This is a genomic window from Heyndrickxia sporothermodurans (assembly GCF_003055045.1).
Taxonomy (GTDB): Bacteria; Bacillota; Bacilli; order Bacillales; family Bacillaceae_C; genus Heyndrickxia; species Heyndrickxia sporothermodurans.
Window position 1 is genome coordinate 167,556 of record NZ_NAZB01000019.1, and the last position, 12,236, is coordinate 179,791.

At 32.4% G+C, this 12,236-nt stretch carries 16 protein-coding genes; 11 read left to right on the forward strand and 5 right to left on the reverse strand.

The genetic code is table 11. The features are described 5' to 3' along the window. The first annotated feature begins 224 nt into the window (after positions 1–224). Positions 225–404 (forward strand): YozD family protein, encoded by a 180-nt coding sequence (locus tag B5V89_RS08485; protein ID WP_066229854.1) that lies wholly within the window; start codon positions 225–227, stop codon positions 402–404. A gap of 53 nt (positions 405–457) precedes the next feature. On the opposite strand, the gene B5V89_RS20440 is transcribed toward B5V89_RS08485, so the two are convergent. Beyond that, positions 458–583 carry a hypothetical protein gene (locus B5V89_RS20440; protein ID WP_235598292.1) on the reverse strand — a complete coding sequence of 42 codons (126 nt, stop codon included), beginning with the start codon at positions 581–583 and terminating at the stop codon, positions 458–460. A 135-nt stretch (positions 584–718) separates the two neighbouring features. Here B5V89_RS20440 and deoD point away from each other — a divergent pair, with 135 nt between their 5' ends. The 4 genes from deoD to B5V89_RS08505 all read left to right on the forward strand — a co-directional run bounded on the left by deoD (position 719) and on the right by B5V89_RS08505 (position 4,443). Further along, a complete protein-coding gene (gene deoD / locus B5V89_RS08490) occupies positions 719–1,417 on the forward strand; it encodes a purine-nucleoside phosphorylase (protein ID WP_066229851.1) in 699 nt (232 codons plus the stop codon). Positions 1,418–1,502: 85 nt separating this feature from the next. Next, a complete protein-coding gene (locus B5V89_RS08495; RefSeq protein ID WP_108071466.1) occupies positions 1,503–2,288 on the forward strand; it encodes a M15 family metallopeptidase in 786 nt (261 codons plus the stop codon). Positions 2,289–2,433: 145 nt separating this feature from the next. Continuing rightward, positions 2,434–3,894, forward strand: coding sequence for a lmo1851 family serine protease (locus tag B5V89_RS08500; protein WP_244913473.1), 1,461 nt, complete (start codon positions 2,434–2,436; stop codon positions 3,892–3,894). A 117-nt stretch (positions 3,895–4,011) separates the two neighbouring features. Then, positions 4,012–4,443 (forward strand): MarR family winged helix-turn-helix transcriptional regulator, encoded by a 432-nt coding sequence (locus B5V89_RS08505; protein ID WP_108071468.1) that lies wholly within the window; start codon positions 4,012–4,014, stop codon positions 4,441–4,443. A gap of 110 nt (positions 4,444–4,553) precedes the next feature. Here the strand turns inward: B5V89_RS08505 and B5V89_RS08510 are convergent, their stop codons facing one another. Beyond that, positions 4,554–4,799, reverse strand: coding sequence for a DNA alkylation repair protein (locus tag B5V89_RS08510; RefSeq protein ID WP_108071470.1), 246 nt, complete (start codon positions 4,797–4,799; stop codon positions 4,554–4,556). Positions 4,800–4,901: 102 nt separating this feature from the next. Here B5V89_RS08510 and B5V89_RS08515 point away from each other — a divergent pair, with 102 nt between their 5' ends. The 3 genes from B5V89_RS08515 (at position 4,902) to B5V89_RS08525 (ending at position 6,582) form a co-directional block, all read left to right on the forward strand. After that, the gene (locus B5V89_RS08515; protein ID WP_108071472.1) at positions 4,902–5,168 is read left to right on the forward strand and encodes a hypothetical protein; all 267 of its coding nucleotides are present in this window, start codon (positions 4,902–4,904) and stop codon (positions 5,166–5,168) included. 346 nt (positions 5,169–5,514) lie between these two features. After that, positions 5,515–6,309, forward strand: a complete 795-nt coding sequence (locus B5V89_RS08520) for a CAP domain-containing protein (protein ID WP_108071474.1) — start codon at positions 5,515–5,517, stop codon at positions 6,307–6,309. Between the two features lie 126 nt (positions 6,310–6,435). After that, complete coding sequence (locus B5V89_RS08525) at positions 6,436–6,582, forward strand: DUF2639 domain-containing protein (protein WP_108071475.1); 147 nt, start codon at positions 6,436–6,438, stop codon at positions 6,580–6,582. A gap of 33 nt (positions 6,583–6,615) precedes the next feature. Here the strand turns inward: B5V89_RS08525 and B5V89_RS08530 are convergent, their stop codons facing one another. The 3 genes from B5V89_RS08530 to B5V89_RS08540 form a co-directional block, all read right to left on the reverse strand. Beyond that, on the reverse strand, positions 6,616–7,179 hold the full coding sequence (locus tag B5V89_RS08530) for a GNAT family N-acetyltransferase (protein ID WP_108071477.1): 564 nt from the start codon (positions 7,177–7,179) through the stop codon (positions 6,616–6,618). A gap of 274 nt (positions 7,180–7,453) precedes the next feature. After that, a complete protein-coding gene (uptA, locus tag B5V89_RS08535; protein WP_066229826.1) occupies positions 7,454–8,050 on the reverse strand; it encodes an undecaprenyl phosphate transporter UptA in 597 nt (198 codons plus the stop codon). 15 nt (positions 8,051–8,065) lie between these two features. Next, on the reverse strand, positions 8,066–8,848 hold the full coding sequence (locus B5V89_RS08540; protein WP_066229824.1) for an undecaprenyl-diphosphate phosphatase: 783 nt from the start codon (positions 8,846–8,848) through the stop codon (positions 8,066–8,068). 179 nt (positions 8,849–9,027) lie between these two features. Between B5V89_RS08540 and B5V89_RS08545 the strand changes: the two genes are divergently transcribed. The 3 genes from B5V89_RS08545 (at position 9,028) to dapF (ending at position 12,215) form a co-directional block, all read left to right on the forward strand. Further along, on the forward strand, positions 9,028–9,780 hold the full coding sequence (locus tag B5V89_RS08545) for a hypothetical protein (RefSeq protein WP_108071479.1): 753 nt from the start codon (positions 9,028–9,030) through the stop codon (positions 9,778–9,780). Between the two features lie 132 nt (positions 9,781–9,912). Then, a complete protein-coding gene (locus B5V89_RS08550) occupies positions 9,913–11,154 on the forward strand; it encodes an EAL and HDOD domain-containing protein (protein WP_108071481.1) in 1,242 nt (413 codons plus the stop codon). Positions 11,155–11,228: 74 nt separating this feature from the next. Beyond that, on the forward strand, positions 11,229–12,215 hold the full coding sequence (dapF, locus tag B5V89_RS08555) for a diaminopimelate epimerase (RefSeq protein WP_108071483.1): 987 nt from the start codon (positions 11,229–11,231) through the stop codon (positions 12,213–12,215). Positions 12,216–12,236 lie beyond the last annotated feature (21 nt).

Below are 12,236 nucleotides of genomic sequence, written 5' to 3' on the forward strand. Positions count from 1 at the left end.
AGATAGATAAGATGTTTTCCATTGCATGTACAATTTTTTGTTCAAATAATTCGGAATGTATCCACGTTTTTAATCCGTGTATGCGGCCCATAATCATACTTCCCTTCAAATTAATTGTGACTAATAAATCAATATGCTTGTCCCGCAAAAATGATGACATTAAATTTCGATTGCATAATATTTATTTAAATAACATACATTTTTAAACTAAGGAGGCGATTTTTATGAAAGAAATTGAAGTGTTTATTGACACTGAGGAGATAGCTGAATTTTTCTTTCAAGAATTAATTAAAAGAGGGTATGCTCCGAATGAAGAAGAGGTTGAAGAAATCGCCGACATTACATTTGATTACTTAATTGCAAAATCAATTATTGATGAGGAACCAGAGGAAGACACATATTAAGCAAAAAAAGCTTTCCGAATGAGGAAAGCTTTTTTGTTTATTTAAAAACAATGTTATCTTTTTCGTTCTTTAGCTGAGAATTCCTTTTCATGAGCTATTTGTTCGGCAACAATTTGGTCTTCAGGAATATGATTATTTTTCTTTTGTCCATTGATTCGATTGCGATTTTTCTTACCCAAAGAGTATCCCTCCTTCTTACGTTTATACTATATATAGTGCCCAAAAAGAGATTAGACATTACTCTCAAGAATTTATTTGCATCCTAATAAGGAAAACAGTAAAATTAAAATACTGGATTTTAGAGGAGGAATATTATGAGTGTCCATATTAATGCGAAAGAGAATGCAATTGCTGAAACCGTACTACTGCCGGGTGATCCGCTTCGTGCAAAATACATTGCGGAAACATTTTTGGAAGATGTAACATGCTATAATGAAGTACGCAATATGTTTGGATATACCGGAACATATAATGGCAAGAAAGTCTCTGTTCAAGGAACGGGAATGGGAGTTCCTTCCATATCGATATACATAAATGAATTAATGCAAAGCTATAACGTACAGAATCTAATTCGGGTTGGTACGTGCGGTGCGATTCAAAAAGACGTGAGAGTACGTGACGTGATATTAGCTATGACTGCATCAACTGATTCGCAAATGAACCGTTTAACATTCGGGGGAATCGATTATGCACCAACTGCTAATTTTGATTTATTAAAAAAGGCTTATGACGGTGGAGTTGCTAAAGGACTAAACCTAAAAGTTGGAAGTGTGTTTACTGCAGATATGTTTTATAATGATAATGCAGAACATGAAAAATGGGCAAAGTATGGTATTTTAGCGATAGAAATGGAAACAGCAGCATTATATACTCTTGCAGCTAAATTTGGTCGTAAAGCATTATCAGTATTAACTGTTAGTGATCATTTATTAACGGGTGAAGAAACCTCAGCAGAAGAAAGACAAACGACGTTTAATGAAATGATAGAAGTTGCATTATCTACTTTGGTTTAACGGCTATTTTAAAGAATAGAGGCTAGCACCCTGTTAGTCTCTATTTTATTTTGCACTACGTTGATTAAAGAAGAAAGGTGAAAATATGAAGCGAATTATTACGATTACATCAGTGCTTCTACTACTTAGTGGTTGTAGTTGGGGACAGAACGATCATACAATATCTAAGGATAAAAATGAGTCTATTCAAACGAACAATAAAACACCTGAAAAGAAGGTTGAAGGAAATTTATTGCTAGAATCGAAGTACTTTAATCACATTAAAGACGTGAATGGACAGAAATTAATAGAAAATAATTCGAACATCTTAGCTCTTGTTAATAAGACCTATTCAATTGGTAATTATATTCCTAATGATTTAGTTCGTCCAAAAGTACTATTTTCTTTTGGTGATCAAGATATTGAAAAAAGTTATATGAGAAAAGAAGCAGCTGGTGCTTTGGAAAAAATGTTCCAAAATGCGAAATCAGATGGCATCGATTTATATGCTTCCTCCGGATACCGATCATACAAACGGCAAAAAGAAGTACTGAATGCTGAAATTGCAAATGTCGGAAAAGAAAAGGCGGTTCAAGCGGTGGCTATTCCGGGTCAAAGTGAACATCAAACCGGATTAGCAATGGATATCACAAGTAAAAGTGTGAATTTTCTCCTAACAGAATCATTTGAAAAACAAAAAGAAGGGATATGGCTTCGAGAACATGCCCATGAATATGGGTTTATCCTCAGATATCCGAAGGGAAAAGAGAAGATTACCGGATATGAGTATGAGCCATGGCATTTCCGCTATGTTGGTAAAAAGGTTGCGACAATAATTTATAAAAATAACTGGACTTTAGAAGAGTACTTTAAGCATGTAAAGAAAGCATAAAGCAGGCGCAGCCTGCTTTTTTTACCCGTAATGCAGACAAAAAAGCTTTTCTTTCTTAAAAAGGTAAAAGCTGATAAAATAAAGAAGTTAGTATTTCGATTTGTAAACCTCGTAATGTAAATGGGTATGAAAGTGGTGAAGCTCTTTGGATAAAGAAGAAAATAAAGATTTCGATTCAAAAGAAGATCAAACTAATGGCTACATAAGAATTAGAAAATTTAAATTTGTTATGCTTATTTTTGTGCTTATTTTTGCAACTGCAGGTATAACCACCTTTGCTTTAGCTTTTGGGGATGAAAAGGCTGTAAAGGTAGGTGTTAATCAGAGGACGGAGTTTAATAAATTATATGATACGTATGATGAATTAAACAAAAAATATTATAAAGATATAGATAAAGAAAAATTAATTAATGGTGCGATAAATGGAATGCTGGATTCATTAGATGATCCATATTCTGACTATATGACCAAGGAAGAAGCAGAGAAATTTCATGAAAGCATTTCATCATCGTTTCAAGGAATAGGTGCTGAAATACAGGAGAAAGATGGAAATATAGTAGTAGTATCTCCAATAAAAGGTTCACCTGCTGAGAAAGTTGGCATTAAACCTAATGACAAAATATTAGCGGTTGACGGAAAAAGTATTCGTGGGATGAGTGCAAACGAAGCTGTTCTATTAATACGAGGTGAGAAAGGGACAAAAGTGACCCTAACTATTCAACGAGCAGGCTCCCATGATACGACACAAATGACCATCACTAGGGATGAAATCCCGGTAAACACTGTATACGCTGAAATGTTGAAAGACGGTATTGCTAAGATTCAAATTACAAGCTTTTCAGAGAACACATATAATGAGCTATTAACTGCATTGAATGAAATGGATTCAAAAGGCATGAAATCACTCATTATTGATCTTCGTCAAAATCCTGGTGGCCTTCTTGACCAAGCGATTGAAATTTCTAATCTATTTATTCCAGAAGGAAAGACAATACTTCAGGTGGAAGATAAAAATGGAAAGCGCGAAGTTATAACTGCCAAAGACGGTAAAAAAATTAAAGTACCATTAGCAGTCGTAATCGATAAGGGAAGTGCTAGTGCTTCGGAAATCTTTGCCGCAGCAGTAAGTGAATCCGTTGGAATACCTTTAGTTGGAGAAAAATCCTTCGGTAAAGGGACTGTTCAAACAGCTACTGATTTTAAGGATGGTTCCAATATGAAATTCACAACGGCAAAATGGCTAACACCAAATGCTAATTGGATACATCAAAAAGGGATCGTACCAAATTATCAAGTAAAAATGCCGAAATATGCTGAATTACCGCTAATCAATCCGGATTCTAAATATAAAGTTTCATCATTATCGAATGAAGTTAAAGCTGCTGAAGAAATGTTGAAAGCTCTTGGTTACAATCCTGGAAAAATAGATGGATATTTCGATGAACATACTAAAAAGGCAGTAATGAATTTCCAAAAAGACACGAAATTAAAAGCTAACGGAAATTTACAAGGGGATACTACGATTCAATTAATGAATAAGATAAGGGAAAAAATCATTAAAAATGATACACAAGTAAATAAAGCGATAGAATTATTAAAAAAATAAAAAGAAAAGAAACTGACATTAATTATATGTCAGTTTCTTTTCTTTTATAGCGGTTTCATTTAAATTTTATTTATAGTAGAATAAAATGAATGGGGGAAAAGAAAGGAACGCAAATGGATGGATAATGAACTATACAAACTTGAATTAATATTCCGAAATATATATAGAAAGATGAAGGAGCAATTTAATTCAAGAATGAATGAGTATGTAACGACAAATGAATATATGGTTTTAAAATTGATGTATAACGGAAAAATGCGTGTAACTGATCTTTCTAAAACTTTGGAAGTATCAGCAAGCCATATTACAAGTATAACTGACTCCTTAGTACAAAAAAATTTAATTGAAAGAAGTCGTTCAAGTAAGGATCGCAGGGTTGTGGATTTAGAATTAACAACTGAGGGAAGAGCACTAATTAAAAATCTTAATCAAATTACTTCAAATTATATGCAGGAAATGTTCGGTGTATTTACAGATGATGAAAAAAAAGAATTAATCACACTTTTACATAAGCTTGAAAATCAATTATTCAATGAAACGAAAGAATAAATACTTTGCAAAATGAAAAAGGATATTCCAATAGTAAAGATACCAAACTTTCTTAAAAAAGTATGTTTGAAAATGGATACGATTCGATACTTTTGGGCATCCTTTTTAGTTTATTTAATGTTTTCGCCAAACTTTAAAAACGTCATCTCATCTTCCACAAGTCCACATGCGCCACATTGCACTCTGTATTCAGGCCCTTTATAAGAAATGTGGAAAAGATCGGATGAATGATTTCCATAATCTTCAATAATTTCTCCTGATTTCGGATCCATTTTTACAGCTTGTGGAACTTGTTGTATGATATTAAATCGAGTTCGGTTTGTTTTGCAATTCGGACAGCAATATGGACCGTGCATAAATACAACCTCCAATATTATATATTTTAAGTTCAAGTGGTTTTAACTTTATCATAACCAATTTACAATCTATTTATGTCTACAATTAAAGGATGAGAATTAGTGGATTATTCAAAACTATTAGAAGCTTATTTAAGCATTTGGAACAATAGAATCGATTCCGACGATACACTTTCACCTAAAGAAAAACTCCATGAATTAATAATAATGGAGCTTCATGACGAGCAAACCCACCCTCGAACAAGAAAAACAAAAGAAGTGAAATTTTACCTTGCGATCAAACGAGTAGCGAATTCATCGTTAACAGACTCTGAAAAAATCGCATTAATTCGATATTATACTGAGGTAATGGAAGAAATCAGTCATTAGTAATCCTAATGGCTTTTTTTTATGAGAAAAAAATTATTGAAATCTATTTGAAATAATTGATATATAAAAACGTGGAAATAAAATTTGTCAATAGCTAATCTTTGTTATTATGTGGAAGCAACTAAGAAAATATGGAAATTTAGCTAATGAAAGTTAGTGCTATATTTAAATTAGAAAACCGATAAAATAAGGATATTAGTAGAATACAGTTTTTGAAAATTAATAGTTAAAATTAATTTCTACGATTTTAGTATTCTCTTCCAAAATTATTACAAAAAACATATGATATGATTTTCTTGCAAGACAAAATCAGACATTGTAGATAACAAGGAGGAGACTTACATCCATGAAAAAAACATTCATTACTACAGCAACTGCATTAACACTTCTTGCAGCACCATTGATGAATAAAGCAGACGCTGCTACAATTCAAAATGATTCAAATAAATCTATTAAAATCGCACAATATCAGTATAAAGTTAATAATATAGATGAAGCACAATCAATAATTAATCAACTATTGGCTAAATACAATGTTAATGGCAAACATACGAATAATATTAAAAATGAAGTAAATCAATCCAAACAAAATGTACAAAAGAAGGCAACACCGGCTGATCATTCTACAACAACAGCGAAAAAACCTACGGAAAATGAAAAACATGCTAATCAAAACAAACCAAAAACTGGAGAATCAAGCAATACAACTCCAGCAAAATCAACAACACCGACTACTTCAACTACACAAAAAGCTGATTATAGTTTAAACGCTTTTGAAAAGCAAGTAGTAGATTTAACAAATAAAGAACGTGCGAAAAATGGTCTTCCTGCACTTAAGATTGATACGGAATTAAGTAAAGTAGCTCGAACAAAATCTAATGATATGGCAAAAAATAAATACTTTGATCATACAAGTCCAACATATGGTTCACCATTTGATATGATGAAGAAATTTGGTATTTCCTATCGTTCTGCAGGTGAAAATATTGCAATGGGTCAACGTTCACCTGAAGAGGTAGTTAATGCTTGGATGAACAGTGCAGGTCACCGTGCAAATATTTTAAACAAAAACTATACACATATTGGTGTTGGATATGTAGAAAATGGGAACTATTGGACTCAAGAATTCATTGGTAAATAATGTATTTATCAAAAAAACCTTCTTTTCAAGAAGGTTTTTTTGTCTTTTGAATCTAAAAGGCATCATATTTCGCAAAATTAGCGCATATAGTTTAGGGACAAGTACTAATTTTGGGGGATTGATATTATGGCATATAAATATTCTAAAGGATGGTATGTTCAGAAGTTAAAAGAAAAAGGAATCCGCTATCACCCAATAGGAAGAAAAAAACTAGACTTATACAAAACATGGGTAGTACGGAATCTTTATAATGAGCAATTAAAGAAAAATTAATATAAAAAAAAGAACTCGCTTTTTGCGAGTTCTTTATGCTTCAAGGGCATGTGTTTCATCGTTAGCTGTTTGCTGCCGCATAATATAGAGTGAATAAAGATCTTTTGAAATTTCATATAAATCATATATATATTCTTTTGCATTTAATTGATCAAATACAACTTTGCGAGATTCATTCGCTTTTATTACATATGGAAGTTTTTCTGCAGCTTTTATAGAACGAATATTTTCTTTACGAATTCGCATGAAAATCGTTTCAATACCTAATTCATAAAATACCTCGTTAAAAAATGCCTCTTTTGCATGTTTATTATACCCTTTCCCATGATACGGTTTTCCGATCCATGTACCTAAAAATCCAGCACCATTTTCAATATCGTATAAATTAATCGTGCCTATAGGATTTCCCCATTCATCAATTATTGTTCGCGAAATGAGTTCTCCTTTTTCTTCAGCTTCTATTGTATGTTTCGTTAAAAATAGAAACTCGTCATGGGAATTTGCTTTATGACGAACAAAAGGAAAGACTTCCGGGTGTACCATCAAATCGAATAGAATGTGGCTTTCTTGACCAATTAATTCGCGTTTCTTGAGCATGACGATCCCTCCAATGAGGGCAGTTTTCCCCTAAGTAGGAAGATCCACCCTCGAAATTTTTTAAAGTTGCGTAAAAAATTTCGGGGTGGGAATCGAACCCACTAGGACCAGTCAAGAAACTTTTCTGGTGGCGCACCATTTGCCTTCCCTAAATGCTGTATATAAACTTGTGTAATTATTTTCTGATTGTATATTACAATAAATTTCAGCAATTGAAAATAGGTTTTTTATTAATTTTTTTTGACTATTTATCCCTCGTTTCGACAAATTATTTTTACTTCTTCTTTTTGATAAAGTAATGATAACTAAAGTAAAGTAATAAAGAAAAACAAGCAATTAATATAATTGGTTTTATGTAGGCAGACGCTACGACACTTATCGAATTCCAATGCTGGTTTAATTGCATCCCTATTAAAAGAAAAAGAATGGTCCAAGGCAGCATAGCCGCAATCGTATAGATTAAAAATTGATGAAAGGGCATCCTTGCAATGCCTGCTGGAATTGAAATCGCATGGCGTACGATAGGAATAAATCTCGCCGTAAAAATAACGATCGTTCCATATTTATTAAACCATAATTCAGCAGCATCTAAATGACTACGTTTTATTAACAAAAACTTTCCGTATTTTTCAAAAAAAGGACGTCCGCCATACACACCGAGCCAATAAAGAAAAAGTTGGGCGATCGTTCCCCCAATTATTCCCGCAAGTAAGGCAGCAAAAAAGGATATGTCCCCATTAGAAATTAAATAGCCACCATATCCTAAAACGACTTCGCTTGGTATAACTTCAATCATTAAAGCAATAGTAATACCGAAAAAACCATATTGACCAAGTAGTTCAAGTATATTTGTGACCCAGTCAGCAGTCATATTATTCAACTCCAATTAAAAAATTCCTAAAGTTTGTAATAGAATAATCGAAATTCCAAGAATCCAAACATAATAGGCAAAGATTTTAAGAGATCGCTTCTTTAAAAAATTCACCATTCCAACAATTGCTAAATAGCCAAAAATAGCTGAAGCAACTGTCCCAAAAAGAAGTCCAGTAAGTGTTACAGACTCTACTTGTCCAGAAAAAATATCTTTCCCTTGTAACACGATCCCACCTAGAATGGCTGGTGTAGATAATAAAAATGAAAAATATGCTGCCGTTTCCCTATCTAATTTTCTAAATAGTCCTGCTGCAATCGTCAAACCTGATCGAGACAATGCTGGGAAGATTGCTGCTGCTTGAAATGATCCAATGATAAAAGCATCTGAATAACGTATATCTTCTAAATTTTTTTCGCCTTTTTTTGCTTTTTCTGCAAACCAGAGGACGAAACCAGTAACTAGAAATTCCCAACCTATTGTGCTGCCAGTCTTCGATATTTCATCAAAATAATCTTTAAATAAAAGACCGATAACAACAGCTGGTATTGTACCGACTATCATTACAAGTGATAATTTACTAAAAGGATTGCAAATCATTTTCCATAATTCACTTTTATAAACGACAATAATGGCTAATAATGTCCCCACATGTAGCATCGTATCAAGAAAAAGTCCTGCCTCATCCAACCCAAATAAATGTCTGCCGATATACAAATGCCCGGTACTCGAGATTGGTAAAAACTCGGTTAAACCTTGGATAATTCCTAATATGAACGCTTGAATATTCGATAACAAAAAATCACCTACTTTATGTATTGTAAATTTGGACAACTATTAAATACATATGCAAAGCATTCTAAGAAAATAATGAAAAAAATTATTTAGAAAAAGAAATTAATAAGTTGTTTAAATGTGAATAAACTCTATCAATTTTCATATAATAGACTGATACTTCTTGGATAGGGTGAAAAGAAATGAATATAAAAGAGTATTATTCCTCTTTGAAGAATGTGTATTTTAATCAATTAGTTATTATTGGCGTTTCGGCAACAATCTGCATATTTATTATGATCTATTTTGAAATAACGATATTTCATAAATTGATTTTTATTTCGATCGGTACATTATTAGTCTATTTCTATAGTAAATACTTTTATTTTTCATATCGAGAATCAAAAGCATCGAACCTTTTAAACTCGCAAGAAAAAGTATTGCAACATAATCAATTTTTATTATTCCAGGAAACAAACCCTAGTTTTCAATTAAAACTTTTTAAAAGTAATGGGATTTGTGAATGGGAAATTTCTGAAGTTAAAAAAGGCTCAATGATGAAAACAAAGTATCGGTCCCATTTATTTGAGTTAAAAAAACGGGATGGAAGTACACTAGCACTATTTAAAATCCCTCGTTTTCAAAAATCAGAATTAGAAATAATCGCTTCGGGTAAAAAAATGAGACTTAATTTCGTTACCAAAGGGAAAGGCAAAGAAATTTTTTCCTTAAATCAACAACAATTCTCAATCGATAAAAATTCTTCAATCCTTCAACTGTTAAAAGATGGAACTGTGTTAATGAAAAGTGAAATCGGGTTAATGCCGCTTAATTGGCAAAAGCAGTTTGCGCCCAATACGCCAATTATTGAAATGAACGAAAAAGTTGAATTGCTAGATTTTTATATTGCTGTTTGTCTACTTATCTATTGCCTACAAAAGTATAAAAAGTTGTAACTCACATCTATAGGTTTTAATTTTGTTGCTCCTATAGATTTTTTTATGGACTTTAAACCTAGTTCTTTGGTATTATTTCTTTGTGATTTCACATTAATAGGAATAATTTACATCGAATAAGGGGAGAATTTCATGGAAGTTTTTGTTGCACGACAACCAATTTTTAATGAGAATGAAAAAGTAATATCGTACGAATTACTTTACCGTAATAATAAAGTAAATGCATTTCCTAATATTGACGGAGATCAAGCAACAGCTGATGTCATCATAAATAGTTTTTTAAATATCGGTATTGATAACCTTTCATCCGGATTACCTTGTTTTATAAACTTTACAGAAAATCTACTTCAACAAAAAGTTCCCACCTATTTCCCCCCGAGAGAAATTGTTGTTGAAATACTAGAAAATATTTTACCTTCCCCTAAACTTCTTACCATTTGTACGGAGTTGAAAAATCAAGGTTATCGAATCGCTTTAGATGATTACATATTCCATGAGAAGAATATTTATTCGTTGGAATTATTAAAAGTAGTTGATATTGTGAAAATAGATTTTTTGAATACAGATGCAGTGAATCGAAAAAAGATTGAAACGATTGTTAAACAGTTTAATCTAAAATTATTAGCTGAAAAGGTTGAAACTCGAGAGCAATTTGAACTTGCAAAAAGAAGCGGGTACAGCTATTTTCAAGGTTATTTTTTTAGTAAACCTGTAATTGTTTCAACATTTGATATTCCCGCGTCATTTAACTCTTATTTTCAAATTATAAATAAATTATCTTATGAAGATGTAAGTTTTGAAGCTGTAAGTCAAATCATTGAACAGGACTTATCTTTATCGTATAAATTGCTAAAATTAATCAATTCCCCCGCATATCGACCAAAACATAAGATTCATTCCATACCTCAAGCAATAATATTATTAGGTTTAATTGAGATTAAAAGGTGGATTTACGTGTTAGCCGTCAGAGAAAATGCTGGATGGCGTCAACAGCTTTCAGATGAGGTAAAAACTATTTGCTTAACAAGAGCTAAATGTTGTGAAATTATTGCGGAAAAATATATTGGAAAGGGTCAGTCTCCAAGTTATTTTTTATTAGGCCTTTTTTCTCTAATGGATACTATTTTATCCATTCCGATGGAAACGATATTAGATAAACTCCCACTTGATGACACGATTTATAATGCTTTATGTGGGGAGGAAAATGAAATGAGAGGAGTACTGGAATTGGTTATTTCAATCGAAAAAGGGGAATGGGAACTCATGGAGCGATTATTAAATAAAAGTGGTATAGATTCTAGTAAGCTACCATCTATTTATCAACAGGCATTGAAGTGGAGTGTAAATGTGTTAAATGAAGACTATTTAGATTGAATCTTGATTGAATTCTTTTTTTGTGGCACCCTTAATAAATAAGAAGTAAAGTACTGTTTTGTGGGGGATTAAATATGAATATACAAATTAGAAAATGCCACGGTTCGGGAAATGATTTTTTACTAATTGATGAAATGTCCTCTCAGTATCATTTTAGCGAGAAGGACCGACAAAATTTAGCTATCGCTTTATGTGATAGAAAGTCATTATTAGGTGCGGATGGTATTCTTTTTACGATGAATAGTGATCATGCAGATGCAAAAATGCGTGTATTTAATGCAGATGGCTCCGAAGCTTCGATGTGTGGAAACGGTTTACGTTGCGTAGGAAGGTACGTTTGTGAGTTGCTCCAAAAAGATGAGATCGCTATTGAAACGATGAAAGCAACACTTTTAGTAAGTAAAGCTGAACCAATCTTTAATGAAATTCCAACTTATTGTGTTGAAATTTCTCCGGTTCTATTTTCTTTGTCTGCCTTACCGATGAATATGGATAAAAATCATCTAATAAATGAGAAAATTGTTGAATTGTCGGATCAATTATTATTTTCCGCTGTAGCTGTCCCTAATCCGCACTTAATTAGTTTTGTGGATAAAGATGTGCTGCGTGCTAATACGCAAGAAACGATTGCAAAATATGTTAACGGTCCGAATCCATTATTTCCGGATGGAGTCAATGTGAGTTTTGTTAAAGAGTTGGAAAAGGGAGAAATTTTTGTTCGTACGTATGAAAGAGGGGTTGGTTTTACGAATGCGTGTGGAACCGCGATGTCTTCATCCTCGCTTATTTCTTGTCTACTTTCAATGAATGAATTTGAAAGTAGTATAGAAGTTTATAATAATGGCGGAAAAGTTCGATGTGTCGTACATAAGCTTGAAGATCAATATAAAATTGATTTAATTGGAAATGCTACCTATATTTACGATGCTGAAATTAAACTAGACCGACTAAATCCCGAGTTGTTTCAATTGATCCATAAATCAAGTTTTGATGAGCAAAAGTATTATGAAGAGCTTGAAACATATGCTAATAAACGAATTGAAAAGGTACTATTAGGATAAATAAAAAACATCGACGAGTGT

Coding starts and splice junctions, on each gene's coding strand:
- B5V89_RS08485 (WP_066229854.1), top strand. CDS start 225: ATGAAAGAAATTGAAGTGTTTATTGACACTGAGGAGATAGCTGAATTT.
- deoD (WP_066229851.1), top strand. CDS start 719: ATGAGTGTCCATATTAATGCGAAAGAGAATGCAATTGCTGAAACCGTA.
- B5V89_RS08495 (WP_108071466.1), top strand. CDS start 1,503: ATGAAGCGAATTATTACGATTACATCAGTGCTTCTACTACTTAGTGGT.
- B5V89_RS08505 (WP_108071468.1), top strand. CDS start 4,012: ATGGATAATGAACTATACAAACTTGAATTAATATTCCGAAATATATAT.
- B5V89_RS08510 (WP_108071470.1), bottom strand. CDS start 4,799: ATGCACGGTCCATATTGCTGTCCGAATTGCAAAACAAACCGAACTCGA.
- B5V89_RS08520 (WP_108071474.1), top strand. CDS start 5,515: ATGAAAAAAACATTCATTACTACAGCAACTGCATTAACACTTCTTGCA.
- B5V89_RS08525 (WP_108071475.1), top strand. CDS start 6,436: ATGGCATATAAATATTCTAAAGGATGGTATGTTCAGAAGTTAAAAGAA.
- B5V89_RS08530 (WP_108071477.1), bottom strand. CDS start 7,179: ATGCTCAAGAAACGCGAATTAATTGGTCAAGAAAGCCACATTCTATTC.
- uptA (WP_066229826.1), bottom strand. CDS start 8,050: ATGACTGCTGACTGGGTCACAAATATACTTGAACTACTTGGTCAATAT.
- B5V89_RS08545 (WP_108071479.1), top strand. CDS start 9,028: ATGAATATAAAAGAGTATTATTCCTCTTTGAAGAATGTGTATTTTAAT.
- B5V89_RS08550 (WP_108071481.1), top strand. CDS start 9,913: ATGGAAGTTTTTGTTGCACGACAACCAATTTTTAATGAGAATGAAAAA.
- dapF (WP_108071483.1), top strand. CDS start 11,229: ATGAATATACAAATTAGAAAATGCCACGGTTCGGGAAATGATTTTTTA.